Source organism: Gilvimarinus sp. F26214L (assembly GCF_054401055.1).
This window is the reverse complement of record NZ_JBTIYG010000015.1, coordinates 58730-85122: the sequence shown is the minus strand read 5'-3', so window position 1 is coordinate 85122 and position 26393 is coordinate 58730. Positions and strand designations below refer to the sequence as shown.

20 protein-coding genes and 1 tRNA gene are annotated in these 26393 nt (G+C 60.2%); 11 read left to right on the top strand and 10 right to left on the bottom strand.

Annotation, left to right across the window (positions count from 1 at the left end; translation table 11 throughout):
- Nucleotides 1-21 precede the first annotated feature (21 nt).
- Nucleotides 22-684 carry a glutathione S-transferase family protein gene (locus ACURWW_RS14930; RefSeq protein ID WP_445618300.1) on the top strand — a complete coding sequence of 221 codons (663 nt, stop codon included), beginning with the start codon at nucleotides 22-24 and terminating at the stop codon, nucleotides 682-684.
- A gap of 149 nt (nucleotides 685-833) precedes the next feature.
- Here ACURWW_RS14930 and ACURWW_RS14925 read toward each other — a convergent pair whose 3' ends face one another.
- Both ACURWW_RS14925 and ACURWW_RS14920 read right to left on the bottom strand, forming a co-directional pair.
- The gene (locus tag ACURWW_RS14925) at nucleotides 834-1148 is read right to left on the bottom strand and encodes a hexameric tyrosine-coordinated heme protein (RefSeq protein ID WP_445618299.1); all 315 of its coding nucleotides are present in this window, start codon (nucleotides 1146-1148) and stop codon (nucleotides 834-836) included.
- A 223-nt stretch (nucleotides 1149-1371) separates the two neighbouring features.
- Nucleotides 1372-1596, bottom strand: a complete 225-nt coding sequence (locus ACURWW_RS14920) for a hypothetical protein (protein ID WP_445618298.1) — start codon at nucleotides 1594-1596, stop codon at nucleotides 1372-1374.
- An 88-nt stretch (nucleotides 1597-1684) separates the two neighbouring features.
- Here ACURWW_RS14920 and ACURWW_RS14915 point away from each other — a divergent pair, with 88 nt between their 5' ends.
- Complete coding sequence (locus ACURWW_RS14915; protein ID WP_458618508.1) at nucleotides 1685-1945, top strand: helix-turn-helix domain-containing protein; 261 nt, start codon at nucleotides 1685-1687, stop codon at nucleotides 1943-1945.
- Nucleotides 1946-2357: 412 nt separating this feature from the next.
- Here ACURWW_RS14915 and drt3b read toward each other — a convergent pair whose 3' ends face one another.
- The 4 genes from drt3b to ACURWW_RS14895 all read right to left on the bottom strand — a co-directional run bounded on the left by drt3b (nucleotide 2358) and on the right by ACURWW_RS14895 (nucleotide 7114).
- Entirely contained in the window at nucleotides 2358-4316 is a 1959-nt protein-coding gene (drt3b, locus tag ACURWW_RS14910) for an antiviral reverse transcriptase Drt3b (RefSeq protein ID WP_445617799.1), read from the bottom strand.
- Nucleotides 4309-5550 (bottom strand): antiviral reverse transcriptase Drt3a, encoded by a 1242-nt coding sequence (gene drt3a / locus ACURWW_RS14905; protein ID WP_445617798.1) that lies wholly within the window; start codon nucleotides 5548-5550, stop codon nucleotides 4309-4311. Before drt3a ends, drt3b begins: the two co-directional genes overlap by 8 nt.
- A 314-nt stretch (nucleotides 5551-5864) precedes the next feature.
- A tRNA-Leu gene (locus ACURWW_RS14900) sits at nucleotides 5865-5951 on the bottom strand.
- A 209-nt stretch (nucleotides 5952-6160) separates the two neighbouring features.
- A complete protein-coding gene (locus ACURWW_RS14895) occupies nucleotides 6161-7114 on the bottom strand; it encodes an HpcH/HpaI aldolase family protein (protein ID WP_445617797.1) in 954 nt (317 codons plus the stop codon).
- Between the two features lie 244 nt (nucleotides 7115-7358).
- Between ACURWW_RS14895 and ACURWW_RS14890 the strand changes: the two genes are divergently transcribed.
- The 7 genes from ACURWW_RS14890 (at nucleotide 7359) to secF (ending at nucleotide 17192) form a co-directional block, all read left to right on the top strand.
- On the top strand, nucleotides 7359-9494 hold the full coding sequence (locus tag ACURWW_RS14890) for a TonB-dependent receptor (RefSeq protein ID WP_445617796.1): 2136 nt from the start codon (nucleotides 7359-7361) through the stop codon (nucleotides 9492-9494).
- A complete protein-coding gene (locus ACURWW_RS14885; RefSeq protein WP_445617795.1) occupies nucleotides 9478-11031 on the top strand; it encodes a PepSY domain-containing protein in 1554 nt (517 codons plus the stop codon). The genes ACURWW_RS14890 and ACURWW_RS14885 overlap by 17 nt, the downstream gene beginning before the upstream one ends.
- Nucleotides 11032-11064: 33 nt before the next feature.
- Nucleotides 11065-11532, top strand: a complete 468-nt coding sequence (locus ACURWW_RS14880) for a hypothetical protein (protein WP_445617794.1) — start codon at nucleotides 11065-11067, stop codon at nucleotides 11530-11532.
- 80 nt (nucleotides 11533-11612) lie between these two features.
- A complete protein-coding gene (gene queA / locus ACURWW_RS14875) occupies nucleotides 11613-12704 on the top strand; it encodes a tRNA preQ1(34) S-adenosylmethionine ribosyltransferase-isomerase QueA (RefSeq protein ID WP_445617793.1) in 1092 nt (363 codons plus the stop codon).
- A 4-nt stretch (nucleotides 12705-12708) separates the two neighbouring features.
- Nucleotides 12709-13866, top strand: coding sequence for a tRNA guanosine(34) transglycosylase Tgt (gene tgt / locus ACURWW_RS14870; protein WP_445617792.1), 1158 nt, complete (start codon nucleotides 12709-12711; stop codon nucleotides 13864-13866).
- Nucleotides 13867-14119: 253 nt separating this feature from the next.
- The gene (gene secD / locus ACURWW_RS14865) at nucleotides 14120-15991 is read left to right on the top strand and encodes a protein translocase subunit SecD (protein WP_445617791.1); all 1872 of its coding nucleotides are present in this window, start codon (nucleotides 14120-14122) and stop codon (nucleotides 15989-15991) included.
- Nucleotides 15992-16028: 37 nt separating this feature from the next.
- On the top strand, nucleotides 16029-17192 hold the full coding sequence (gene secF / locus ACURWW_RS14860) for a protein translocase subunit SecF (protein ID WP_458618507.1): 1164 nt from the start codon (nucleotides 16029-16031) through the stop codon (nucleotides 17190-17192).
- Nucleotides 17193-17264: 72 nt separating this feature from the next.
- On the opposite strand, the gene ACURWW_RS14855 is transcribed toward secF, so the two are convergent.
- On the bottom strand, nucleotides 17265-19955 hold the full coding sequence (locus ACURWW_RS14855) for an EAL domain-containing protein (protein WP_445617789.1): 2691 nt from the start codon (nucleotides 19953-19955) through the stop codon (nucleotides 17265-17267).
- Nucleotides 19956-20369: 414 nt separating this feature from the next.
- Between ACURWW_RS14855 and ACURWW_RS14850 the strand changes: the two genes are divergently transcribed.
- Nucleotides 20370-22397, top strand: a complete 2028-nt coding sequence (locus tag ACURWW_RS14850) for a PAS domain-containing hybrid sensor histidine kinase/response regulator (protein ID WP_445617788.1) — start codon at nucleotides 20370-20372, stop codon at nucleotides 22395-22397.
- A 26-nt stretch (nucleotides 22398-22423) separates the two neighbouring features.
- Here ACURWW_RS14850 and ACURWW_RS14845 read toward each other — a convergent pair whose 3' ends face one another.
- Complete coding sequence (locus ACURWW_RS14845) at nucleotides 22424-23227, bottom strand: inositol monophosphatase family protein (protein ID WP_445617787.1); 804 nt, start codon at nucleotides 23225-23227, stop codon at nucleotides 22424-22426.
- 148 nt (nucleotides 23228-23375) lie between these two features.
- Between ACURWW_RS14845 and trmJ the strand changes: the two genes are divergently transcribed.
- Nucleotides 23376-24167 carry a tRNA (cytosine(32)/uridine(32)-2'-O)-methyltransferase TrmJ gene (gene trmJ / locus ACURWW_RS14840; RefSeq protein WP_445617786.1) on the top strand — a complete coding sequence of 264 codons (792 nt, stop codon included), beginning with the start codon at nucleotides 23376-23378 and terminating at the stop codon, nucleotides 24165-24167.
- Nucleotides 24168-25059: 892 nt separating this feature from the next.
- Here the strand turns inward: trmJ and ACURWW_RS14835 are convergent.
- Both ACURWW_RS14835 and ACURWW_RS14830 read right to left on the bottom strand, forming a co-directional pair.
- Nucleotides 25060-25620 (bottom strand): TlpA family protein disulfide reductase, encoded by a 561-nt coding sequence (locus tag ACURWW_RS14835; RefSeq protein ID WP_445617785.1) that lies wholly within the window; start codon nucleotides 25618-25620, stop codon nucleotides 25060-25062.
- Nucleotides 25617-26267, bottom strand: coding sequence for a redoxin family protein (locus ACURWW_RS14830; protein ID WP_445617784.1), 651 nt, complete (start codon nucleotides 26265-26267; stop codon nucleotides 25617-25619). The genes ACURWW_RS14835 and ACURWW_RS14830 overlap by 4 nt, the downstream gene beginning before the upstream one ends.
- Nucleotides 26268-26393 lie beyond the last annotated feature (126 nt).

The window sequence follows — 26393 nt, the reverse complement described above, 5'->3', positions numbered from 1 at the left end:
CGACAATACAGGGATGAGCACATGACAACCCGAAAAATCAGCGCCTATACCTGGGTTCCCCCGTTCGCACAGGGGCTGGTCCGCGACCTGCGCGTCCGCTGGGCCCTGGAAGAGGCCGGCTTCGATTACCAGGTCAACCTCATCGACCACCCCAACCGGCTGGTTCCCGACTACCTGGCCAAGCAGCCCTTCGGGCAGGTGCCTGTTTATGAAGAGGACGACCTCGTACTCTTCGAATCCGGCGCCATCGTCCTGCACATCGCCCACCAGTCAGCGGCCCTGATGCCCGAGGACCCGACCCGCCGCGCGAAGGTCACCACGTGGCTCTTCGCCGCCCTCAACTCGGTGGAGAACGACGTGAGCGCCCTGACGGAGCTGGACGTGTTCCACGGTGAGGAGGATTGGGCAAAACAGCGTCGCCCGATGGTGGAGGAGGCCCTGAATACCCGCCTGGAAATGCTCGCCGCCGCCCTGGGCGAGGACGACTACCTCGCGGACCGCTTCACAGTGGCGGACCTGATGATGAGCACCGTGCTGCGCATTCTGCGCCACACGGATGTTCTGGCCCGATTCCCCGCCCTGGCCGCCTACCGCCAGCGCTGCGAAGCCCGACCGGCATTCCAGCGGGCACTGGACGGGCAAATGACCACCTTTGCCGCCCACGAACCGGCGGAGCAGCAATAAAGCGCCTGATCAGCCCAGCAGGCTCGCCAAGGTCTCCCGCACCTTGCGGGCCTGCTCCTCCACCACCAGGGCGTAGTAGTTTCGGGTCTTTCAGGGCGGCGGCTACTTTCAGGTCGGTACGCCGCAGCCCCCGGCCTGCCGGGGCCCGCTCAGTCGCGCCAGTAATTGTTGGCCGCCGCCACGGTCTGAAAGTGCACGGCCACAACATGGGAGACAGCGATCAGCGCGTCCGCGTCCCTGGAGTACTTGCCGCGCCCCACCACCAGAACATCCTTGTCCTTCTGCGTACGGGTGACCGCCCGCCGGGCCAGTTCAACGGCCAGCTCGAAGCCTTCCTCCGGTGAATCCGTCATCAGGTTCAGAGGTTCCGGCGTTTGGTCCGCGTCGTTGGTCTGGGCGCCGGCGCCACCAGGCAGTGCAAGCAACAGGCTGGACAAGCTCAGAATCAGCAGGTGTTTTCGCATAACGACCTCCCTGTGAGTGTTATGGGTGATTCTCTACTGTGAGTTGCGAAACCGAAAAAAGTCCCTGAAAAGACCCGCGCCACCCCGACGGAGCGAGCTTCCCCGCCCCTGGCCACCTACCGCCAACCCGCGAAGCACGACCGGCATCCCAGCGGCCGCTGGACGCGCAAACGACCACCGTTTCTGCCCACGAACCCCGGCGGAGCTGGAATAAAGCGCCTGATCAGCCCAGCAGCCGCGCCAGGGTCTCCCGCACCCTGCGGGCCTGCTCCTCCACCACCAGGGCGTAGTAGCTCCGCGTCCCCAGAGCCAACTCCTGCTCGCCTTCGGTGAGAGCCGTCTGGGCCACACAGAGGGCCAGGAGCTTGTCCATCTGCAGGAAGATCTCGTCTTCCAGGGCTGCGGATTCTTTCAAGTCGGTGGTGGGTTTGTAGTTCTTTGGTTGCACGAGTGTCCCTCCTGAATGGCGTCTCACGCCGTATCCCAAAATCGGATACTAACAAACCATAACCCGAAATGGTATATCCCAAAAACGGATGTCCAATTCCCGCATGCTGGCGAAGAATTGGGACAAGAGCTACGAAGTACTCCGGACGGAACTGAAGGCCATCCGGATAGGGGCTGGTTTGCGCCAGCAAGACCTGGGAGCGCGGCTCGGTGTGCCGCAGAGCTTCGTTTCCAAGTATGAGAGGGGAGAGCGGAAACTTACGTTTGTCGAAGTGCTGTTGGTGTGTGATGCCTGCCAGTACGATCCTGGCGAGTTGGTGAGGCAGATTTTGCCTTATGTGCAGCGGTAGGGCGATGGCGGGGGAAGACTTACGATCGAGCAATTGGAGATTTGCTCGACCATTCTTCTTGGACGTACCCGAAAAATAAATCTGTCCCTTTCTTTCTTTTTGTCAATAACTGTACGCACCAAACTGGCGTTAAATCCAACCACGAAGTAGAAGCGCATGAAGTTGACTAAACTTCGCCCGGAGAGAGATGTCGATAAGATTGAGCTGGAGAGAAGTGGAATGGGCACTCACAGTATCGGGTGTGTGCAGAACGAATTCTGCTCCGCTCTTCTTTGCTGGTGGGGTTGCGCCCCTCCAGGCCGGAAGAGAAGAACGACCAGGTAACTCGGCCTGTTCAGTGGGAACTAAAAAGGAACAAAGCTACTTGGTGGAACTGATGTTGTGCCCACTCCAGCTCGGCAGTATATATTCCTCAGTAGGATGGCTTCAATTCCTTTTTCTCCAAGGCGTTTAGTAGATCAATCTTGCGCCAGTTTACAAACCACGAATGTTCGAGATGTTGCTCGGCTTCCTTCGAAAGCTCTGCTGGCGACAACGCGCCTAGTCCGTTCGCCGACCGGAATTTCTGTAGTAGCTGTTTCCTTAATGCCTCGCTAACATAGGGGCACGCGATCACATCCAAGAATAGGTGCGCCTTCGCTGAGTCTTCTTCTACGTCCTCGACGCGGTCCAGAAGCTCTAGCACTCGAATTTCTAATTTTTCACGGACATTTCTATACTCACTCTCACCCTTAATGTAGAAGAGCAGCGATATGATCTCAAAGTACCCAAGCTCTTTGCTGCCAACTACCTTTGTTTCGATGAACTCTTGTGGAACAGCGTAATCTCGGCCCAGTTCGGCCATGGCAACCAACAGATTGATTTTCTCCAAGGTAATATGATTGTGAACGTAATCCGGTGCAACAAATCCAGGGGCGTTCAGTATTCTGACGCATTTGTCATAAATGAATTGCTTAACTGAATCTGCGGAGTCGGCAGCATTAACTTCAAAGAACCTCGTCGTCAATACTAGTATTTTACCTATCTGATAGGATGCGGAGACAAGTGGGGCGACCGCGTAGAAGAAGAAAGCTATTTCGCACAGCACTTCGAAAACTCGCTGATACTCTCCGCCCTCTATTCCTTCTTTTTTTAGTTCGGAAGATCCAACAAGCTTTACGATTCTAGAGAAAATTGCGGATATAGCGTAAGGGCCAACAGCGGAATAGGGCTGTTCATAATCTTTGCAAATACCTTTTACCCTTGCGATAAAATCTCTACTGACGCCACCTTTCCTATGTACATGCTTAGGGAATGTACTGTTGTCTTCGCGGGTTGTTAAAATTCTTGAAAAAAGATGCGACAGTTCGTCAGACATCTTCTTCATCAAGGTGGATCTCGGTGTCTGGAATGGCCTTATATAATTCTCTGTTTTACTCCCGTTTATGGTGAGCTTGTAGTCCCCGAGCGTATCTGTGACAACACCTGCTACACATTTTTCTATTTCCTTTGTGTTGGAGTACAAGAAGTAATCATCGACATAACGCCTGATGAGGTAATCCTTCCCTAGGGTCCAACCTAGTCCCGCAACCCTTTTCATCACCGCTTGATCGACAGACTCCAGGATTATCTCGGCAAAAACTCGAGAAAATTCTGGCCCTATCGGTATTCCATTGGTTTCTCCGTCGTTTGACCTTGAGATAACCTTGTCAAACTGATTGCCGAAAGCGGAGTCCCTGGTTTTGATTTCCTTGGCGAAATTTTTGTTTTTAGTTGCCCATGTGATGCTGTGAGTGTAGACAGAATCGAAACATCTGCTTATGTCAAGCATCATCATAAAGGGATAGCGACTCTCTAGCTTAATATACTCGTGTGATTCTATAAATTTATGTAAGCGACTGTAGTTCGAGTAGGCAAAATAGGATGTCGAGAATCGGCTAGTGTGGTCGTCGACGAGGGTGTCGATCTTGTCTCTTCGATACTTGGCTAGTGCTGCGTGGTATCTTGGGATGTAATATTTATTGCCTATTTTGATTGGTGCGCGAATCGACGTTTTGCTTTCAGCGCAATAGAAGCATACCAAGCTGGCGTATCGGCGGTAGAATTCTGCATAGGAGAGCTGCGATGCTGGGTGTATGAGGGACAGTGTGCGAAGACTTCCTCCGCCTTTATTTATTTTGTACAAGTAGGGCTTGGTGTACGTACGTTTTTCAAAGATTGCTTCGCAAATGGTTGCTAAACAGGAGTCGATGTTTTCGGAGTTTTGCCAACTTTCTATGTTCGTATAAAGGCCATAATTCGAAAAAATCAACGGTGTTTCGTAGGGAGAGGTATCGGTAAGGAGTGCTCTGAGGTAGTCTTTCTTGTCCGTTTGGATAAATTTTCTAGACATGCTTCCAACACTTAACAATTTGCTCAAGTCGGTGCTTTCCAAAGTTGTAGATGGGCTTGTGGGCAAACCCGGAGGTAAATCTACACGAGAGAAGTTGCGCCCTCTGGTTTCGTGACAGCTTTCGATAAAGGTCTTTCGATATTGCTGTTCTTCGTCCAAGGAGAACCCCTCGAAAGAATCTATCAAGATCCGGCAGTCCCTTTGATTGGCGAAAGGTGACGTGGCGATAATTGTAATAGATGCCAGCGAGGCGTTGGCTTTCTTCGTCTGGATCGAATACTGGGTGGTTGGAAGAAAGGTAACGGAACCGGTCAAGCAATAAACCGAAATCCGGATTTCTCAAGTAATCGATGCAGGCCCTAACGCCGCGGGTTTTAATTTTTCGTAGTTTCTTATCCGCAATATCTACAGACACCCTACGCTTGAAATTCCGGCCCTCCTGTGGGTCCTCTATTTCTAGCCTGTATCCGAGGAAGTCAAAGTGCGCCCGGTAAAAGGGGGGCTTCTTAGTCTTCTTGAAGGTCACCAGGTGGTGGTCAGTCTTGGCCTTGTTTAGGTATAACCCTTTGGGTAGTCGTTCTTCAATAGATTCGATAAATCCTTCGGCGCATTCCTTTCCGCTCGTAATCAAGATCATGTCGTCTACGAAGCGAGCGTAGCAGAAAACATCCGTCTGCTCCCGAATGGAACCGTCGAAATCACGCATGATGAGCTCGCATAGGACTGAACTCAATGCGAGGCCGCGTGGTAACCCTCTGTATCCAGAGCTGGTGATTTTATCGAAAAACGAGGAAACGACCTTGTACGTAGGACGCGAAACGAGAGGGTCCTGTCGAAGCCCTTCTACGAGGTGATCGGTATCCACGCTCTCGAAGAACTTGCGAATGTCTAACCTGTATACCCGGTAGTCGATGTTCTCTTCGAGCAGAAGTATAAGGTTCGCCACTATCCGATTGCGGTCGGCTTGCTTGACGTTGGTAAGGGTCTGGATGTTGTAGGCGGCCTTTCTAAGGACCAGCTCTTCGGCGAAATCCTTGAGCCGAACTATCACCTTTCCCTTTACAGAGTGAGCTGAGATAGAAATGCTTTTATCGAAGCCATTTTTCGCTAGTGAGGACGCCCGCTCTAAAAGCATTAGGCGATTAGAGGGTGAAAGCGAGCTTGCATGCCTGGAGAAGTCACTGCTCCGTAAAAGAGCGCCAAGGCCGGACTTAGTGAATGACTGATCGTACATGATCAGAGCTTACGTGTTTGCTGTGGAGAGGCAAGGGTACACGTTACTTCTCTAGCTGATCAATACCGCTCTTCTAAGCCCACCTGCTTTCGAGGGCAAGAATCCGCAACAAGCCTTGGGGGAGGATCGACCAGGAATAAAAGCGAATGAATTCTGGCGATGCGAGGCGTGTCAGAATGAGATGTTTACAGGCGGCCCGAACGGGACACGGACAGAAGAGCATGAGCGGGCTGACGGTCGTCTACTATTCGTCTACCAGCACTGCCTCGAGGGTTGGCAAAAAAGAAGGGGGCTGCGTAAGCCTATGATTTGTATGGTACCAGAGGCCGGACTCGAACCGGCACGGGTTTTACCCCGGGGGATTTTGAATCCCCTGTGTCTACCAATTTCACCACTCTGGCATTGACTGTTTCGATCGTGTATCGACTGTTGGGTTACGCTTCGCTAACCCAACCTACGGGGCGGTGTGGCCGCGGTGGCGGCGGAGCGGGCCCGGATCGAAGAGGGGCGAGATTATAGCAGGGGTCGGTCAGGGGTCAATGGAAAAGGAAAGGTGGGTAGGTTGGGTTAGGCCGGAGGCCGTAACCCAACATTTGAGCGCCGCTGGGGCTTAGTCGCGGCCGGCGGCCTTGCGGGCGATGCCCAGGGCGCGGCTGGGTTCGTCGGAGATGCCGGCGTCGTTCCAGTAGCCCACGGTCACGAAGGAGTAGCCCTGGTCCAGGTAGTCCTCCACGGTGCGGCTGTTGGTGGTGAGGCCACAGGGGATGTCGCGCTTCTTGCAGACGTTCAGGACCTTGTCCATGGCGGCCTTCATGTCCGGGTGGTTGGTCTGGAAGGGGACGCCGAGAGACATGGAGAGGTCGGCGGGGCCGATGAAAATGGCGCCAATGCCGGGCACGGAGGCGATTTCCTCGATGTTGTCCACGCCCTCCTTGGATTCGATTTGGATTACCGCCAGCAGGTCACCTTTGGGGTCCAGGGGCCAGACGTCCGCGCGCTGTACGTAGTCCCGCACGCCCCAGAACCAGCTCGGGATACCGGGGGAGAGGCCGCGCAGGCCGGCGGGTTCCATGGCTTTGTCGCCACGGGCCTGGGGGTAGCGCATGGCGCGGATGGCGTTTTCCGCCTGTTCGCGGGTTTCCACATAGGGGAAGACCACCCCGTAAGCGCCGGCATCCAGCACCTGCTTCACCTGCCATTGCAGGTTTTCGCGGCCGTTCATGGGGATGCGCACCAGCGGTGTCACGGCCATTTGCGCGTGCCCGTTCTTGGCTACGGCGGCCTTGTCGGTCATGCCCAGCAGGAAGGTCTGCAAGGTCTCCATGTTCATGGGGGTGTGCTCCATGTCGATGAAGAGGTAGTCCAGGCCGGAGCGGGCCAGTGCTCGCGCGTTGGCGAGGGAGAAGTTGCCGGTGAATACGCCGAACACCGGCTTGTCGGCGGCCAGGGTCTCCACGGTCTTGTTCATATGCAGGTAGTCCTCAGCGGACTCGGCCTGCCCGTAAAGGGGCGCCGAAACAGCAGCCGCGGTGGCGAGAGCAGCAACAACACTTCTTATTTTCATACTTCCAATCCCGTTCAGTGAATTGATGAGGTGTTCGGCGCCTGAGTGTAACAGCTGAGTTTTGCCGATCAGCCGCGTTTACATTTCTTGCCACCGAACCGCCGGGCCTGCACGGATCGAGGGGCTCCGTTAACGATTCTGTTAACGTTAACCGCGTCCTTTAACCGTTTCCCAACCTGCCCGTTCTTGCCCGGCCGTGGTGCCGCTCATAGCCTGCATCGCTCCCGATGTATTGGAGCGAGACATGACGGACGATAGATCAGAATTGGGCAGGGGCCTTGGCGCAATGGCCGTGGCGATGTTGGGCCTTGGGCCGGTGGGGGCCGCTGCGGCGGATGGGCGTGAGAGCGCGCCGGCCATCGACGAGATTATTGTGTACGACCATTCGCGCCGGTCCAGCCTGCATCTGGAGGAAAACACCGGCGTCGGCGGGCGCCTGGGCCTGTCGGTGTTCGAGTTGCCCGCCAGTGTGGATGTGATCGACCAGGAGAGCATGGCCCGGCGTGGCGACTACGATGTGCTGTCCACCGTGACTCGTTCCACAGGCATGGTCTCCAGCGCCAGCCCGGGCAACGGCGGCAGTTCGGTTTCCGCCCGTGGCTTTGGTGGGCACGGTTCCGTCGTGACCAGTTACGACGGCAACCGCCTGTACGTGGGCGCCGGCAGTGTGACCTTCCCCACGGATACCTGGCTGCTGGAGCGGGTGGAGGTGTTGCGCGGGCCCGGTTCGGTGATTCACGGCATCGGTGCCACGGGCGCCACCATCAATTACCTGCCCCGCGCGCCGCGCTTTGGGGATAGCGAGATGTCCGCCCTGGTCTCCAGCGGCAGCTATGGCGCCCGTCGCGTCGGCTTGGGAGCCGGGGGGCAGTTGTCGGATACGCTGGCCTATCGGGTGGACGGCATCCACCACCGCAAGGATGGTTACGTGGAGCGCGCGGAGGAGCAGCGCGATGCGGCCGCCGCGTCCGTGCTGTACCGCCCCAGTGAAGACCTGAGCGTAAAAGTCAGCATGGATTACGCGGATGTGGAGGCGGCCCCGTACTTCGGCACGCCGTTGATCAATGGTCGGGCCAGCGAGCGCATGCGCAAGAGCAATTACAACGTACGCGATGCCCTGGTGGAATACCGGGACCTCTGGCCCCGGGTGCAACTGGAGTGGCGGCTGTCCGACACGGTGAGCTTTCGGCACAACAGCTACTACATGGATGCGGAGCGCCACTGGCGCAACCTGGAAACCTACGCCTACAACGAGGCCAGCGGCGCGGTGGACCGCTCCTTCTACCTGGAGATCCTTCACGACCAGGAGCAGGTGGGCTCCCGCTCCGACCTGCTGTTCGACTTCGATCTGGCGGGCATGGAGAACAAGCTGACCGTCGGAGTGGAGTTCAACCAGTCGGACTTTGCCCACTACAACAACTCGCCCTACGGGGGTGAGTCCCGGGTGCCCGTGACCGGTTTCGAGCCGGGGTACTTTTTGCCCGTGGACGAAACCACGCTGGACTACGTGACGGATCTGGGCCAGTACGCGGTGTTCTTCGACGATGTGCTCAACATTACCGAGCGCTGGAGCGTTGTGATCGGCGGCCGTTACGACCGGGTGGATTTCGAGCGCGCGGACCGGGCCCGCAGCAACGGCCAGGCGGCGGGCTTTTTCGATGCCGGGTTCTCGGAGCTGTCCTGGCGGCTCGGTACGGTCTATCGCCTGCAGGATTCATTGAGCCTTTACGCCCAGTACAGCACCTCACCGGATGCCATCGGCTCGCTGGCCTCACTGAACGTGGACGCGCAGGAGCTGGACCTGACCGAAGCCGAGCAGTTCGAGGTGGGCGCCAAGTACGGGTTCTGGGGCGGGCGGGGCGAATCCACGGTGGCCCTGTACTCCATTCGCAAGCGCAACCTGTTCACCCAGGAGGTGATGGGCGGCCCGGTAGAGCAGATCGGTGAGCAATCCTCCCGCGGGGTGGAGCTGGGTTTCGGGTTGCGCCCGGTGGATGCGCTGGCCCTGAGCCTGAACCTGGCCTGGACCGACGCGGAGTTTGACGATTTCGCCGGGCTGTCCGGCAACACGCCGCCCCACGTCCCCGAGTGGACCGCCAATCTCTGGGCGGACTGGTCCTTCGCCCCAGGCTGGGAGGCCGGCGCCGGGTTGCGGTATGTGGATGAGCGTTACAGCAGCAACAGCAATGCGGAGCAGTTGCCGGCCTACACGGTGCTGGACGCCAGCGTCCATTGGCAGGCCAGCGATTCGGTCACGGCCTTCGCCCGCGGCCGCAACCTGAACAACGAGAAGGACTACGTGCTTTCCAGCTACGGTGCGTCACAGTGGCTCTTCGCCGAGCCGCGCGCCTTCGAGGTGGGCTTTGAGATGCGCTTCTGACGCCCGCGCCGTGCTGAAATCCCTCAAACGCTGGATCTTCCTGCTGCACCGCTGGCTGGGTATCGCCCTTGGCCTCCTGTTCCTGCTGTGGTTCGCCTCGGGCATCGTGATGATGTATGTGCCGTACCCGGCGCTGACCGACAGCGAGCGGCTCGGTGCCCTGGCGGATCTGGAACCGGAGCACATCAAAGTACCGCTCGCGCAGGTGCTGGCGGACCTGCCCGGGGCCGGCACGCTTGAGTCCCTGACAATAAGCACTCTGCTGGGGCGCCCGGTGTACCGGCTGAAGGTCGGCGGCGAACGCTTCACGGTGTTTGCCGACGACGGCAGCCACTTCACAGGGCTGCGTCCTGGCGAGGCGGAGCAGGTGGCGAACCGGTTCCGCCCGGGCAGCCCGGCGGTGCACCTGGGCCAGATTCACATGGATCAATGGACGGTCTCCGGCGGCCTCAATGCCCTGCGGCCACTGCACAAGGTCGGCCTCGAAGATGAACGGGGTACGGTCGTGTACGTTTCCCAGGTGAGCGGGGAGCTGGTGCGCGATACCACCGTGCGCGAACGGGCCTGGAACTGGGTCGGCTCCACGGTCCATTGGTTGTACCCCATGCAGCTGCGCCGGCATCCGGGGGCCTGGGCCAATGTGGTGATTTACCTGAGCGTGGCGGGGATGCTGGTCCTGGTCACGGGTGTTTTCGCCGGCGTGCAGCGCCTGCGGCTCCGGCGCCGTTACCGTGGCGGACGTACTACCCCATACACGGGTTGGCAGAAGTGGCATCACCTGCTTGGGCTGTTGACCGCAGTGTTTCTTTGCACGTTTCTGTTCAGCGGCTTGCTGTCCATGAACCCCTGGGGCGTCTTCGACAATAGAACCTCCCCCCGTGAGCAGATTCAGCGCTACACCGGCGGGCCCTTGCAGGCAGCGGGGGCCCAGGAGATTCTCGCGCACCTGGCCCGCTCGCCGCGCGCTGGGGGCATCAAGGAGTTGGAGTGGGCGCAACTGAGCGGGCAAGGTTATTTCATCGCCCGTGCCGTCCCCGGGGAGGCTCGTTTGCTATTGGGCGGCACGCGGGATACGGAAGCCTTTGCCGCGCACATCCGTGCCGCTGTGCCCCGGCTGCTGCCCGATGCGGCCATTCGCTCCTGGAAGCTCCTGTCCAGTTCCGACAACTATTACTACAGCCGCCACCATCGTCAGCGGCCGCTACCCGTTTACCGGGTCGAGTTTGCCGACGAAGCCCGAACCTGGTTTCACATCGACCCGGCCACCGGCCAGGTGCTCAACCGGCTGACGGCCACCGACCGGGTGCAGCGCTGGCTGTACAACGGCCTGCACAGTCTCGATTTTCACGCGCTTCTTACGCGACGTCCGCTCTGGGATCTGGTGATGATTGTTCTGAATGTGGCGGGGATCTTTGTGTCCTGCACGGCCATTGTGCTGGCTGCGCGTCGCACGCGACTGTGGTGGCGGCAGCGCAGTGCACGACGGAGCCGGCCACCGGCCTCACTGCACCAGAGTCCCGCCCCGATATCTGATTAACCAACAACCTGATTAACGAACACGGGATCAACCATGTACTCACGACTGTTTCGAACTCCCCGGCCAACCCTCCTTATAACGGCCCTGCTGATCAGTGCCTGCAGCGGGCAGGAGGGGGACTGGATCGACGTTCCGCTGGCGGACCACACCTACTACGAAAGCGAGCGCAGCTATCAGGAGAGCGAGTACGAGATTCTGGTGCTGAATCAGTCGGCCCGGGAGTTCAAGCTGGCCCTGAATGAAGGCGATAGCATTGTCTATGAGTGGTCCGTCGAGATGGACAAGCCGGAACTGCTGACGGCGGAGTTTCATGGCCACACGGACCGGGTGGGAGAGGAGCCGGGCACCGTCATGTTCTACAAGATTCACACGGACGGCCGAGAGCAGGGGGCGCTGGTCGCGCCCTTCGATGGCATTCACGGCTGGTATCTCAAAAACGACAGCGACCAGGACATCCACATCAAGCTGCGCGTGGCCGGTTATCACGAAGAGGTGGAGTGACATCTACGTGAGGGGGCCGTCCCCGTTGGCCTCGGGGGTGATTTCCGCTACCCTGTCGCCCCCTTTGCAACGCCGCCCCCATGAAACGCCAGGACTTCTATTACTACCTTCCCGATGAGCTGATTGCCTCGCGCCCCACCGAAGAGCGGCGGGGCAGCCGCCTGCTCTGCCTGAGCGGTGAAACCGGCGCGATCGAGCACCGCCAGTTTCCGGACCTGCTGAGCAAGCTGGAGGCAGGGGACCTGATGGTCTTCAACGACACCCGCGTGATTCCCGCGCGGCTGTTTGCCCGCAAGGCCAGCGGCGGCAAGGTGGAGATTCTGGTGGAGCGGATCATCGACGAGCAACGCGCTCTGGCTCATGTGCGCGCAAGTCGCGCGCCGAGGGCGGGCAGCGAACTGGTTCTGGAGGACGACAGCGTGCTGGAAGTGCTGGGCCGCCAGGGCGACCTGTTCGAACTGCAACTCCCGGGTACCCGCCGGCTGCTGGATGTGCTGGAAACCCTGGGGCAAATCCCCTTGCCACCCTACATAGAGCGCAGCGCCACCGAGGAAGACGCCGAGCGCTACCAGACCGTGTACAGCCGCAAGCAGGGCGCGGTGGCGGCGCCCACGGCGGGGCTCCATTTTGATGGTGCGCTGATGGCGCAACTGGCGGACAAAGGCGTCAACACGGCCTTTGTGACCTTGCATGTGGGCGCCGGGACTTTTCAGCCGGTGCGGGTGGACGACATCCGGGAACACGCCATGCACAGCGAAGTCATGGACGTTTCCCCCGCGGTGTGCGAAGCGGTGCGCGCCACACGGGCGGTGGGCAAGCGGGTGATAGCGGTGGGGACCACCACCGTGCGCTGCCTGGAAACCGCCGCCGGGGGCGGGGAGATTGCGCCCTTCCAGGGTGAGACCAACATCTTCATCTTCCCTTCGTACCAGTTTCGGGTTGTGGATGCCCTGGTGACCAACTTCCATCTGCCCGAGTCCACGTTGATGATGCTGGTGTCGGCCTTCGCCGGCTACCGCGCGACCATGAATGCTTACAGCGAGGCGGTTAAGGAGCGCTACCGCTTCTTCAGTTACGGGGATGCCATGTTCATCACCCGCAACTCAAACCCGGACAGCCCTGACGAGGGCAGCCCTCGTCCGTCCGCCGATCACAGCCCACAACAGGAATGAACCAGTGAGTGCAGCCTTTTCCTTTACCGTGAAAACCACCGACGGCCGGGCCCGCCTGGGTGAGATCCAGTTCCCGGGTGGCGGCAACAAGGCGCCGCGCGGCACGGTGAACACGCCGGCCTTCATGCCTGTGGGCACTTACGGTACGGTCAAGGGCATGCTGCCGCGGGATATCGAGCAAATCGGAGCGCAGATCATTCTCGGCAACACCTTCCACCTGATGCTGCGACCGGGCACCGAGGTGATTCAGGCCCATGGAGATCTGCACGATTTCATGCAGTGGCAGGGGCCCATCCTGACGGATTCCGGCGGCTTCCAGGTGTTCAGCCTGGGCAAGCTGCGCAAGGTGACGGAGAAGGGCGTGTCCTTCCGCTCGCCGGTGGACGGCAGCCCCGTGTTCCTGGACCCGGAGCGCTCCATGCAGGTCCAGCGGGAACTGGGCTCCGACATTGTGATGATCTTTGACGAGTGCACTCCGTACCCGGCTACGGAGAAGGAGGCGCGCGCCTCCATGGAGCTGTCTTTGCGCTGGGCCGAGCGCAGCAAAAAGGCTCACGAAGGCAATCAGGCGGCCCTGTTCGGCATTGTGCAGGGCGGCATGTACGAAGGGCTGCGGGACGAAAGCCAGCGCGGGCTGACGGAGATCGGCTTTGACGGCTATGCCATCGGCGGCCTCTCGGTAGGGGAGCCGAAGGAGGACATGATCCGCATCCTCGAGCATACGGCGCCCCAACTGCCGGCGGACCGGCCCCGCTACCTGATGGGCGTGGGCAAGCCGGCGGACATCGTGGAGGCCGTGCGCCGGGGCGTGGACATGTTCGATTGCGTCATGCCCACCCGCAACGCCCGCAACGGGCACCTGTTTGTGCGCGAAGGGGTGATCAAGATTCGTAACGCCAAATACCGCAGTGATACCCGGCCCCTGGACGAGAGCTGCACCTGCTACACCTGCCGGCATTTCAGCCGCTCCTACCTCCAGCACCTGGACCGCTGTGGCGAAATTCTGGCCGCCCAGCTCCACACCATCCACAACCTGCACCATTACCAGGTGCTGATGGCGGAGCTGCGCGAGGCCATCGGCGCCGGCCGGCTGGAGGATTACGTGGCGGAGTTCTATGCCCGTCAGGCGCCCCGCACGGCTTCCGGCGAGGATAATGGCTGAGCGTGAGCGCTTGAAAACCCCTGGCGGCGCCTCCATCTACATGCAACGCCCACCGTCGCCGGTGGGACTGGCCTTCCCGGGCCTGTATAATCCCGCACTTTTACAAGAAGACGGGTGCCGCCTACGCTTACCTGGGGCCCCGGATAACAAACGCGTGAGTTGACCCTCCTCTGACTCAACCCATGTTTCCAACAGCAGCACGAACGACAGTGAACTATGCGCGGCCGACGGGCTGCAGCGAACCGGATCAGCTATGTTGAATCGATATCCTCTCTGGAAAAACCTTCTCATCTTCTTTGTGGTGGCCTTCGGGGTGCTTTACGCACTGCCCAACATCTTCCCCCAGGATCCGGCGGTGCAGATCGCCAGCCAGACCAGCGGTGAAAACGTCTCCCAGCGGGTGCTGGACCAGGCCACCCGCGCTCTGGAGGGGGCGGGCATCGAGTTCATCCGCGGCGAGCTGGGTGAATCCGCCGCGCTGATCCGGCTCCACGAGGCGGAAGACCAGCTCCCCGCAAAACGCGCCATCGAAAGCGCCCTGGGCGGCGACTATGTGGTGGCCCTCAACCGCGTGACCACTACCCCCGACTGGCTGGCCAGCATTGGCGGCCAGCCCCTCAAGCTGGGGCTGGACCTTGCCGGCGGGGTGCACTTTCTCCTGGAGGTGGATACGGACGCTGCCATCGAGAAGCGCCAGGAAACCACCGCCAGTGAAATCCGCCGCCTGCTGCGCGCCGACCGGGTTCGCTACCGCTCCGTCGACCTGAACCGCGATGGCGTGATCGTGGCGCGCTTCAGCGATCAGGAGGACCGCAGCCGGGCCGATACCATCGTACGCCGTGAACTGCCGGAGCTGGAGCGCGTCTCCCGCAACGCCGGGGACGAGTACGAACTGCGCATGAATCTCACTGAGCTTGCCGTGCAGGAAATCGAAGATTACGCGGTGAACCAGAACCTCACCACCCTGCGCAACCGGGTGAATGAGATCGGGGTATCCGAGCCCCTGGTGGCCAAGCAGGGCAGCAACCGCATCGTTGTGGAGCTGCCGGGCGTGCAGGACACCACGGAAGCCAAGCGCATCATCGGCCGTACCGCCAACCTGGAGTTCCGCCTGGAAGCGGAGCCCGGCGGACTGGTCTCCAGCAAGGAGCAGTTCGAATACATGGACCCGGAGGAGCAACGCCTGCGGGGCGGCGTGTGGCTGGAAGAGGACATCATCATTACCGGGGACTCGGTGGCCAATGCCCAGGCCGGCTTCGATTCCCGCGATAACCGGCCCCAGGTGTCCATCACCCTGGACAGCGCCGGCGGTACCCGCATGAGCATGGCCACCCGCAACAATGTGGGCCGCAACATGGGCACCCTGTTCATCGAAACCAAGACCGAGACCAGCTACCGCACCAACGAGGACGGTGAGCAGGTGCCGGTGGTGCGCCAGACCCAGGACAAGAAGATCATCAGCCTGGCCAACATCCGCGAGCCCCTGGGGGTGCGCTTCCAGATCACCGGTCTGGACAGCCCCCAATACGCTTCGGAACTGGCCCTGCTGCTGCGCTCCGGCGCCCTGGCCGCGCCCATGACCTTTGTGGAAGAGCACACCATCGGCCCGTCCCTGGGGCAGCAGAACATCGACGCGGGTGTTACGTCGATTCTGATCGGTATGGCTTTGGTGGTGGTCTTCATGCTGGCCTATTACAAGGTGTTCGGCATTGCGGCGAACTTTGCCCTGGCCATGAACGTGGTGCTCATCGCCGCGGCCATGTCCATCCTCGGCGCCACCCTCACCCTGCCCGGCATGGCCGGTATCGTGCTGACGGTGGGTATGGCGGTGGACGCGAACGTGCTGATCTTCTCCCGCATCCGCGAGGAGCTGCGCAACGGCATGTCGCCCCAGCAGGCCATCAATGCCGGCTTTGACCGCGCCTTCGTCACCATCATGGACGCCAACATCACCACGCTGATCGTTGCCTTTATCCTCTGGGGCATCGGTACCGGACCGGTGAAGGGCTTCGCGGTGACTCTGTCCATCGGGATTCTCACCTCCATGTTCACCGCGATCATGGGTACCCGCGCGATCGTGAATTTCGCCTACGGCGGCCGCCGCGTGAAAACACTGTCGATTTAACCGGTCATCGCCCAACGAATCAGTCCGAGTCAAGAACATGAGCCAGAAGCTAGATACTTTGAACATTAACTTTATGCGCTTTCGCAAGCCTGCCGCGATCCTGTCGGCGGTCTTGCTGGTCCTCTCCGTGATCGCCCTGTTTGCCAAGGGGCTGAATCTGGGGCTGGACTTCACCGGGGGGACCCAGGTTCGGGTGGCCTTCTCCGACAGTGTTCCCCTCGACACGGTCCGCCAGGCCACCGATGCCCAGGGCTTCACGGGCGCCGTGGTGGTGTACTACGGGTCCGAGTCGGAGGTGATGATTCGCTTTCAGAACTCGCTGGAGGATTTGGCCGTTACGCGGCTGAACACTGTCCTGGCGGAAGCGGCTCCGGGTGCTGCGGTGCAATCGGTGACCCAGGACACCAGCGGCACTTATCAAAGCCAGGTGACCATTGCCGGCGCCGATAACCTTGGTGAACTGGCCGACCGCCTGTTCCCGCCCCAGGTTTACGGCCCGGTCGAGGTTCGGGACCAAGGTGAAGAGGGGACGACCTTCATGCTGCGCCGCAGCGTGGACGATCCGGTGGCTCAGTCCTTTGTCCAGGCCCTTAGCACCGCAACCGGCCAGGACGCGGAGTTGAAAGACCTTTCCTTCGTCGGATCCCAGGTGGGCGATGAAATGGCCGAGAATGCAGTAATCGGTCTTCTGACGGCCCTGGCCATCGTCATGCTCTACGTGTCCCTTCGCTTCCAGTACAAGTTCGCGGTGAGTGCAGTCGCGGCTCTGGCCCACGACGTGTTGATCGTGACGGGAATCTTCGCCATCTCCGGCCTGGAGGTGGATCTGACCGTATTCGCGGCCCTGCTGGCGGTGATCGGTTACTCCATCAACGACACCATCGTGGTGGCGGACCGCATTCGGGAGAACTTCCGCAAGATCCGCAAAAGCGATCCGGTGGACGTGATGAACACGTCGCTGAACCAGACCCTCGGCCGAACCATCGTCACGTCGTTGACCACCATTCTGGTGCTGGTGGCCCTGTATCTGTTCGGTGGTGACGTGATTCGCGGCTTTGCGCTGGCGCTAATCGTGGGGATTATCGTGGGTACCTACTCGTCCAACCTCGTTGTGTCCAACATCCTGCTGGCCATGAAGGTGAACAAGGAAGACCTGATGATTCCGGTCAAGGAAGGGGCGGAGTTCGACGAAAACCCCTGAAGCCAGGTGCCCGTGGCAGCGCGTTGATCAGTTTTTGCAACGCGCTGCCAACTCCCTTCTTCGCTCGCGGGCTCAGCCGAATTGCGGCTGGGGCTGCCGGGCCCTCATCCAGTTTTCCACTTCCTTCACGGGCAGCGGCTTGCTGAGCAGGTAGCCCTGCATGATGTCGCAGCCTTCGCGGCGCAGAAACTGGCGTTGCGCTGCCGTTTCGACCCCTTCCGCAACCACTGTGAGCCTGAGGCTGTGGCCGAGGGCGATGATGCCGGAGATGATGGCTGCGCTGTTGGCGTCTTCCGGTATGTCCTTCACGAAGCTGCGATCGATCTTCAGGGTGTCCACCGGGAACAGCTTCAGATAGCTCAGTGATGAATAACCGGTTCCGAAATCGTCGATGGCGAGGGTTATGCCCAGGTTTCGCAGCGCGTGCAGGTAGCCGGTGGTCTGCTCGGAGCTGCTGGCGAGAGTATCTTCGGTGATTTCCAGTTTCAGCAGGTGGGCGGGAATGCGAAACTCTTTGAGCGCCGCGCGCACCTTCTCCAGCAGGACGGAATCCGCCAGTTCGCCGCCCGAGACATTGACCGCAACCGGCACCGGCCGCAGCTCCGCGTCCAGCCAGCGTCGCAGTTGCCGGCAGCCTTCGCGAATGACCCAGTCGCCGATCTTGCCGATCAGCCCGGCTTTCTCCGCAATGGGAATGAACTCCTGGGGATTGACCAGACCGCGCTGGGGGTGCTGCCAGCGAATCAGGGCCTCCAGACCGGACAGCCGACCGCTCTGCAGCTCCACCTGGGGCTGATAGTAGAGCTCGAACTCGTTGCGCTCCAGGGCGCGGTGGATCTGCGACTCCAGCTCCGCCTGACGGGTGATTTCCAGCTCCATGCCGCGCTGGTAGAACTCGAAGCAATTGCCGCCCCGGGCCTTGGCCCGGAACATGGCGGCGTCCGCCTGGCGCATGAGTTCGGCGATGCTCTCCCCGTTGTCCGGGAACAGGGTGATACCGATGCTGGTGGAGACGTGGATCTGCTGTTCGGCCACTACGAAGGGCTCCAGCATGGCCGCGAGAATCTTCCGGGCCACGGCCGCCACATCGGCACTGTGGTGGATGTCGCTGAGGATGACGGTGAACTCGTCGCCGCTGAGGCGCGCCACCAGGTCCGTGTCGCGCACACAGGTCTTCAGGCGCTGGGCAAGGCTCTTCAGCAGGCGGTCGCCCAGGTCATGGCCCTGGGTTTCATTGATGATCTTGAACCGGTCCAGATCCAGAAACAGCAGGGCCGCGCCCTTGGCGTGGCGCGCCGCATGGGCGAGCAGGTTGGAGCCGCGCTCCACGAAGTGCATGCGGTTGGGCAGCGCGGTGAGATGGTCGAAGTGGGCCAGTTGATGAATGTGGCGGTCCACGTCGCTGGCTCGCAGCACCTGTGACACCCGCTGACGCAGGACTGTAATGTTGATCGGTTTGTGGATGAAGTCCGCTGCTCCGGCTGCGAAGGCCCGCTCCAGCGTCCCTTCATCCTGCAGGGCGGTAATCATCAGGATGGTCGGATGGGTGTCCGCCCGCAGGGCCAGGATGTTCTCACAGGCGGTGAAACCGTCCATGATCGGCATGAGGGCGTCCATGAGAATGAGGTCCGGCATGGACGAGCGGCAATAGTCCAGCGCCTCCTGCCCATCGCTCGCCTGGGACACGCGATAACCATCCCGCTCCAGCACCCCGCGCATGATCATCCGCGAGCTCTGGTCGTCGTCCACAACAAGGATGTGGGTGGGTGGCTGGGAGTTGAGCGTCACCTCGCCCTCGGCGTCGCTGGCTCCGTTCCGCAGCTCCTGGTGTTCGGGACTTTCGCCTTGGGGAATGTCGCCTTGGGGAATGTGGCCTTGGGGAATGTGGCCTTCGGGACTGGTGGGGGGAGAGCTCTCAAGCCCGGGGACGGTACCGCCTGTATCGGCCTCCTCGCTCGCGGGGATGAGCGGCAGAGTGAACCAGAAACGGCTGCCCAGGCCCACTTCGCTCTGCACGCCGATGTCGCCGTCCATCTTCTGCACCAGGCGGCGGCAGATGGCCAGGCCCAGGCCGCTTCCGCCAAAACTCCGGTTGCTGTGGCGATTCGCCTGGACGTAGGGTTCGAAGATCCGCTGCCGCGACTCTTCGGGAATTCCGATGCCTGTATCTTCCACCGAGATCATGAGTTTCGGTGCAGGGCTGTCGTGGCCATAGTCCGCGGCTGCAAAACGCAGGGTAACGCCGCCGCGATCGGTGAACTTGATGGCATTGCCCACCAGATTGATCAGCACCCGGCGTACGCGGCGGCCGTCCCCGAGCAGGAGTCGGGGAACGTCCTGCTCCACCTGAAAGCTCAATTCCAGGCCTTTTTCCCGGGCGAGCCGGCCGAGCAGGGAAACGATCCCTTCGACAATCTCGCGGGGACGATAAGGCTCGCAGTGGACCGTCCCCTTGCCCGCATCGAGCTGGGCGAAGTCCAGCACTTCGTCGATCAGGAGCAGTAGTTCGTCGCTGGCGGTCCGCGCCTCGCTCAGATACTGGCGCTGTTCGGAATCCAGCGTCGTGGAGCCCAGCAGGTCGAGCATTCCCACTACCCCGTTCAGGGGCGTGCGCAACTCATGGCTCAGGGTGGCGGCCAGCAGTTGTGCCTGGTCCACTTCCGTCTCATTCACCTTGGGCTCCGGGCTTACCCGGGATTGAGCCGACAGAACCACTTGCCGGCGAATGGCCAGCCGCGAGAGCAATTTCTTAATGTAATCCATACAAACCAAACAGCGAGGGATATTGAGGGGTTGCGATCGTCACCCGCGGTTCGTCCGTGTCTCCGGGGGAGTGTCGGGAAGGGGCCTGTGACCTTGACGCGCAATAATGACTGGGGAGCACGATAAATCGATACATCAATTGATTTTAGACCAAAGCGGCGCAAGGGTGGAGTCGCGATTCCACAGGAGGAGGCGGGTACGCTGCGGGAACGTGTGCAGGCGCCGTGATGAGCGACTCCTGACCGGCCACATCCTGCTGCGTCGTGATCCGTTTGTCAGCGGTATCGTCGCGATGGTGGCAGACCGCGCAGTTTTGGGTGAGAATACACGACACAATAAAAGTATGAAGGACCGGGGTCCACGAGGGAGTCACGCAGGCCGTGCCCGGGGGAAACAGCTTAGGGATGAATCAGGATGGCAAAGCGCGTCTGGCTAACAGAAGACGATTTGAAGTCGCTCAGTGCGGATGAACTGCGAACAATCGTCGCCCGGCATCAGCGGATTTTCGACAGTAGCAGCGGTTACGGCTTCTGGGAATGGGATATGCGCACTCACCACTTCGACTGGAGCGGTGAGTTCTGGCAGCAACTCGGTTACGGTGAGGACGACGCTCACTACATCAACGACGCCCGGCGCCTGCCGGAACTGATTCACCCGGACGATCGTGTTCATTCCCAGGACGCCATCGTCCACCACCTGAAAACCGGCGAATCCCTCAATGTGACCTTTCGCGTACGGGCAAAGGACGGCGGTTATCGCTGGTCCCAGTGTCTCGCCGACTCCATGCGCGACGAGAACGGGTGGGTGGTCTACCTCTCCGGCATCAACTTCGACATCACCGGCCTCAAGGAAGCAGAGGACGAAACCCGCCGGCGGGAAGCGCGCCAGATGCGCATCATCAACGCGTCCAACGACGGCATCTGGGAGTGGTCTGCCGAGGAAGACACCTTCTTTTATTCCAAGCGCTGCTTCGAACAGATCGGCATTCCCGTCTCGGACGAGGATTTGCAGAAGGGCTTCGGGCAGTTCAAGAAGTTTCGTGATCTCATCGTTCCCCAGGATCGCCGCCGGGTGGACCTGGCCTGGCGGCGGCACCTGCGCAACCAGGCTCCCTTCGACGTGGAGTACCGGATCATCGGCGGCGGTGGGCAGCTCTACTGGATCCGCGCCCGGGGCCAGGCGATCTTCGACGAGCAGGGCAATGCGGTCAGCTTTTCGGGAACGAACCTGGATATCACCGAGCTCAAACAGGCCGAAGAGCGTGTTATGCAGGCCAAGGAAGCGGCGGAAAAAGCCAACCAGGCCAAGAGCCAGTTCCTTTCCAGCATGAGCCACGAACTGCGTACCCCGCTCAACGCCATTCTGGGCTTCTCCCAGCTTTTTGATTTCGAGAACGACCTGACCGACAGCCAGCGGGAAAACATTCGCGAGATTCGCAAGGCGGGCCAGCATCTGCTGCGTCTGATCAACGACGTGCTGGACCTGGCCAAGATCGAATCGGGCAAGCTCACCCTGTCCCTCGAACCGGTTCTGCCGGGCCGCATCATCGAGGAATGCCGGGGGTTGATGCAGTCCCTGGCGGATTCGTGGCAGATCAGTCTGCGGGTGGACACTGCGGGCCTGGACAACGTCTACCTCTATGCCGATGCCGTGCGCCTCAAGCAGGTCTGCCTGAACCTGATCAGCAACGCCATCAAGTACAACCGCCCGGAGGGCTCGGTGGTGGTGCGCTTTGTGACGCCGGACCCGGACCATCTCACCATTCAGGTCCAGGACACGGGCTACGGAATCCCCGAGTCCCAATACGAGGCGGTATTCGAACCCTTCAACCGGCTGGGTGCGGAGCAGAGTGACACGGAAGGGAGCGGCGTCGGGCTGGTCATTACCCAGCAGTTGATGGAAATGATGGGCGGGCAACTGGAATTTCACAGCGAGGTGGGCGAGGGCAGTTGTTTCAGCGTGACCCTCAAACGGGTGGAGCAGTGGAGCGCGGACGACTCGTCATCGGACCAGGACCGAAAGCGGGGGCAGGCTCCCACTCTCGATTTTGAAGGCGAGCGGCGGATCCTCTACATCGAGGACAATGCCTCCAACGTTCGGCTCATGGAGCAGATGCTCCAGCGCTTCCCCCAGATCAAGCTGTACACCGCCAATGAGGCCTTCCGGGGCCTGTACCGCGCCCGCACGGAAAAGCCGGATCTGATCATCCTGGACATCAACCTGCCGGGAATCGACGGCTTCGAAGCGCTAAAAGTGTTGAAGAAGGACCCGGCCACCGCACAGATCCCCGTGATCGCCCTCTCCGCCAACGCCATGCCCTACGACATCGAGCGCGGCTTGCAGGCGGGCTTCGAATCCTACCTCACCAAACCGGTACTGGTGACTGAACTGATGGAGACCCTGAACCGGCTGCTGGCCCGGGAAGAGGCGCTCAGCGACTGAGAAGAGTCGCTGAGCAGCGAAGGAGCTTAGCGTCCGATGTAGCCCAGATGCTTCTGGGTGATTTGCACCAGGCTCTTGAAGACCTTGGGGTTGCCGGCGGTGATGTTGCCGGTCTCCAGGTAGCTCTCGCCACCTTTGAGATCCGACACCAGGCCACCCGCTTCCTTGATCAGCAGAATGCCGGCGGCGATGTCCCAGGGCTGAAGGCCAATTTCCCAGAAACCGTCGAAACGTCCCGCGGCCACATAGGCCAGATCCAGTGCGGCGGACCCGGGACGACGAATCCCCGCGGTCTGCTCCGCCACCTCCCGCAGACAGCTCAGATAACCTTCCATGTGCTGGAGCGGATAACCGCTGAAGGGAATGCCCGTGCCGATCAGGGCGCCTTCCAGACTGTGGCGGGGGCTGACGCGGATGCGGCGCCCGTTCAGTTGGGCGCCTTTGCCGCGGCTGGCGGTAAATTCTTCCCGCTTGATGGGGTCCACAATCACCGCGTGTTCAATCCGGCCCTTGTGCAGGCAGGCAATGGAGATCGCAAAATGTGGCATGCCGTGGATGAAGTTGGTGGTGCCGTCGATGGGGTCGATCAGCCACTCGTACTCACTGCTGCCCTCGTGCAGGCCGGACTCTTCACCCTGGAAGCTGTGGTCCGGATAGGCCTTGCGCAGATGGAAGATAATCTCCTTCTCTACGGCGCGGTCGGCCTGGGTCACGAAGTCATTGTGGGATTTGGTTTCGACGACCACCTTGTCCAGCCGTTCGGCGGCTTGTTCCGCCAGCCGGGCCGCTTTGCGCGCGGCGTTGAGGGCAACATTGAGCATGGGTTCCATAAGAAAGCTTCCGACAACACCGTGACAGGATGGGGGAGGGTCCCCTCGAGGGCCGCGCAGTATACCAGCCTCCCGGCCTTTTGCTAAACTTCGGCCCCTTTGCTTGCCCGCTCCTGTCCGGCGGGCCCCACGGGACCCAATCATCGCAATGACTCAGCCTTCCTTCGACGATATCCGCATCGTCATGGTCAACACTACTCACCCTGGTAACGTGGGGGCGGCGGCCCGGGCCATGAAAAACATGGGCCTCTCGCGGCTGTATCTGGTGGAGCCGAAGGATTACCCATCCCCAAAAGCGGTCTGGCGCGCAGCCAATGCGGTGGATGTGCTGGACAAGATAGTTGTGGTGGAAACGCTGGCGGAGGCGGTGGGGGACTGCGGCCTGGTGGTGGGCACGAGCGCCCGCGAGCGCCGCATCCCCTGGCCGCTGCTGACGCCCCGCGAATGCGGCGAGCGCAGCCGGGCGGAATCGGCCGAGCATGAGGTGGCGATTGTGTTCGGTCGCGAGGACCGGGGCCTGACGAACGAGGAGCTACAGCAGTGTCACTATCACGTGCACATTCCCGCCAACCCGGATTACAGTGCGCTGAATATCAGTATGGCGGTTCAGGTGATCTGCTACGAGATCCGGATGGCTTTTTTAGCCGGCGAGAGCGGGGAACCGGTCCATTTCAATGATTGGGACATGCCGCCCGCGAAGCAGAAGGATCTGGAGCACTATTATGACCATCTCCAGCAAACCCTGGAGCGCCTGGGCTTCCTTGAGCCGGACAATCCCCGCCAGACGATGACCCGCCTGCGCCGCCTCTACAACCGCATCCGCCTCGACCAGATGGAGCTGAGCATCCTGCGCGGCATTCTTACGGCCACCCAGAACTACATTTTCCACACGGACAACAAAATCAAGAAACTCGAGAAAGGCCCGGACTCAGACTCGTAGGTTGGGTTAGGCCGCAGGCCGTAACCCAACACCGCGATCCTGGAGAGAGATAACTTTCCGCGTTTTGTGCCACCAATCCGTTTGAAGCAGGGGTGGGCCTTTCAAAAACGCATGAATACCTCCCTGTAGCTCCTTCGCGGGGTCCCTCCCGCGAAGGTTTTGAAAGCCCCACCCCTGCTCCAAACTCCCACCGCAGAATCATCGACCATCGACCAAATGAGCCCAAACCCGTAGGTTGGGTTAGGCCGCAGGCCGTAACCCAACACCGCGATCCTGGAGAGAGGTAACTGTCCGTGTTCGTGCCACGAATCCGTTTGAAGCCGGGGTGTGCCTTTCAAAAACGCATGAATACCTCCCTGTAGCTCCCTCGCGGGGTCCCTCCCGCGAGGGTTTTGAAAGACCCACCCCTGCTCCAAACTCCCCTCGCAGAAACTTCGACCACCGACCAAATGAGCCCAAACCCGTAGGTTGGGTTAGGCCGCAGGCCGTAACCCAACATCGCGATCCTGGAGAGAGGAAAACTTCCGTGTTCGTGCCACGAATCCGTTTGAAGCAGGGGTGGCGGCCTTTCAAAAACGCATGAATACCTCCCTGTAGCTCCTTCGCGGGGTCCCTCCCGCGAAGGTTTTGAAAGGCCCACCCCTGCTCCAAACTCCCATTGCAGAAGCTTCGACCGCGATCTGCGTTGGGATCTCTTATGGTCTCAGGTGCTTAGAGTTAACTGGAGTCGCGGCGTACTCCGATGAGAGTTTGGAATAGGCCCCTGACTTTTAAAACCCTCACGGCAGGGAAGCCGTGAGGGAGCTACAGGGATGTATTTACCGCGATTTTGAAAGTAAGGGGCCTGTTCCAAACGGGCTAGTGGCTCCTTACCCTCGACCCAACCCGAAAACTAAGCAGCCGCATCCTGCTCCGCGAGCAGTTCGTTGATGGCTGCTTCGATATCCTTGTCCGTGAACTGCTTGTTGGGGTTGGTGCCCGTCAGGCGGTAGCGCTCGCGGCCTTCGCCGTCGTAAATGACCACTGCAGGGATGCCGATCAGCCCGAAATGCTCGAAAGCCTCGATGAGGTTCTCATTCATGTGGTAGTTGTCGAAGTTAGCGCCGATCTCGGCCAGAAATGTCTCGGCCCGCTGCAACGCATCCTTATCGTCCCGATTGTCCAGATTGACCGCCACAATCTCCACGCCCTTCGACGCATATTGCTCATGCATATCCACCATCTTGGGGAAGCGCTCGATGCACGGCGAGCACCACATGGCCCAGAGGTCCACCACCACAACCTTTGGCTGATAACTCTCCAACTGCTGGCCCCACTCCTGGAAGCTGAGCGGCTTGATGCGCCCCCCGGAGGTCGCCGGGGCGGCGTCAGTGCCACTGCCAGTCTGCTGGCCGCAGGCGCTCAGGAATACAACCAGAAGGGCGGTGGTGAACAGGGTTGATAATTGTTTCATTGCACATACTCCACAGTGCAGCCATAGGCACTGGTTTCGCGGACTTTGATTTGGTTTTCCGTGCCTGCAAGGGCGTGGTCAATGGCGTCCTGCACGTAAAAATCCTGGGGTTCGCCGCGCAGATAGACCGACTCGTTCGGTCCGTTCTCCATGGCCGGCGAATTATGCAGCAGGCCCATGTAGATCAGTTTACGGTCTTTGTTGAACACAAAGAACTCCGGCGTGACCGAGGTGCCGAGGGCGCGGCCCAGCTCCTGGCTGTCGTCGCGCAGGTAGGTGAAGTTGAAACCCTGCTCCTTGGCGCGCTCCTGCATGGCCGGCATTTTATCCAGGTGATTAATGTTGAAGCTCATCCCGACGACTTTGACGGGCTTGTCCGCGTTGTCGTTCACCAGTTTCAGCAGGTCCTTCTCGAGGCCCCGGGAAAAGGGGCAGGTGTTGGAGAGCGATATGAGCACGACCACGTCCTCATCAATATCGCTGGAGGAAATTTCGTCGCCCGATACGGTGGGCAGTTGGGAAAACTCGGGCATGGGGTCGCCAATGTTCAGCACGGCGTTGTACTCACCCGCCAGTGTCCAGGTGCTGCAGGCGGTCAGAACGGCCAGTAGCAGCAGGGGGCGGAGATTACACACAGCTTTCAGCATACGGCACCTCAAATTGTAGTTTTATGCGTCCGGTATGGCCGGGTTCAGCCAGGAGCCCATCAGCGCTCGGCATCAGCCGCTTCGATTGTACCGAAGCAAAAATTCTGGGCACCCGCGGATAACAAT

What these genes read in the sequence shown, in the direction of transcription:
- ACURWW_RS14930 (WP_445618300.1), top strand. Translation starts at nt 22, where the DNA reads ATGACAACCCGAAAAATCAGCGCCTATACCTGGGTTCCCCCGTTCGCA.
- ACURWW_RS14925 (WP_445618299.1), bottom strand. Translation starts at nt 1,148, where the DNA reads ATGCGAAAACACCTGCTGATTCTGAGCTTGTCCAGCCTGTTGCTTGCA.
- ACURWW_RS14915 (WP_458618508.1), top strand. Translation starts at nt 1,685, where the DNA reads ATGTCCAATTCCCGCATGCTGGCGAAGAATTGGGACAAGAGCTACGAA.
- drt3b (WP_445617799.1), bottom strand. Translation starts at nt 4,316, where the DNA reads ATGTCTAGAAAATTTATCCAAACGGACAAGAAAGACTACCTCAGAGCA.
- drt3a (WP_445617798.1), bottom strand. Translation starts at nt 5,550, where the DNA reads ATGTACGATCAGTCATTCACTAAGTCCGGCCTTGGCGCTCTTTTACGG.
- ACURWW_RS14895 (WP_445617797.1), bottom strand. Translation starts at nt 7,114, where the DNA reads ATGAAAATAAGAAGTGTTGTTGCTGCTCTCGCCACCGCGGCTGCTGTT.
- ACURWW_RS14890 (WP_445617796.1), top strand. Translation starts at nt 7,359, where the DNA reads ATGACGGACGATAGATCAGAATTGGGCAGGGGCCTTGGCGCAATGGCC.
- ACURWW_RS14880 (WP_445617794.1), top strand. Translation starts at nt 11,065, where the DNA reads ATGTACTCACGACTGTTTCGAACTCCCCGGCCAACCCTCCTTATAACG.
- queA (WP_445617793.1), top strand. Translation starts at nt 11,613, where the DNA reads ATGAAACGCCAGGACTTCTATTACTACCTTCCCGATGAGCTGATTGCC.
- secD (WP_445617791.1), top strand. Translation starts at nt 14,120, where the DNA reads ATGTTGAATCGATATCCTCTCTGGAAAAACCTTCTCATCTTCTTTGTG.
- secF (WP_458618507.1), top strand. Translation starts at nt 16,029, where the DNA reads ATGAGCCAGAAGCTAGATACTTTGAACATTAACTTTATGCGCTTTCGC.
- ACURWW_RS14855 (WP_445617789.1), bottom strand. Translation starts at nt 19,955, where the DNA reads ATGGATTACATTAAGAAATTGCTCTCGCGGCTGGCCATTCGCCGGCAA.
- ACURWW_RS14850 (WP_445617788.1), top strand. Translation starts at nt 20,370, where the DNA reads ATGGCAAAGCGCGTCTGGCTAACAGAAGACGATTTGAAGTCGCTCAGT.
- ACURWW_RS14845 (WP_445617787.1), bottom strand. Translation starts at nt 23,227, where the DNA reads ATGGAACCCATGCTCAATGTTGCCCTCAACGCCGCGCGCAAAGCGGCC.
- trmJ (WP_445617786.1), top strand. Translation starts at nt 23,376, where the DNA reads ATGACTCAGCCTTCCTTCGACGATATCCGCATCGTCATGGTCAACACT.
- ACURWW_RS14835 (WP_445617785.1), bottom strand. Translation starts at nt 25,620, where the DNA reads ATGAAACAATTATCAACCCTGTTCACCACCGCCCTTCTGGTTGTATTC.
- ACURWW_RS14830 (WP_445617784.1), bottom strand. Translation starts at nt 26,267, where the DNA reads ATGCTGAAAGCTGTGTGTAATCTCCGCCCCCTGCTGCTACTGGCCGTT.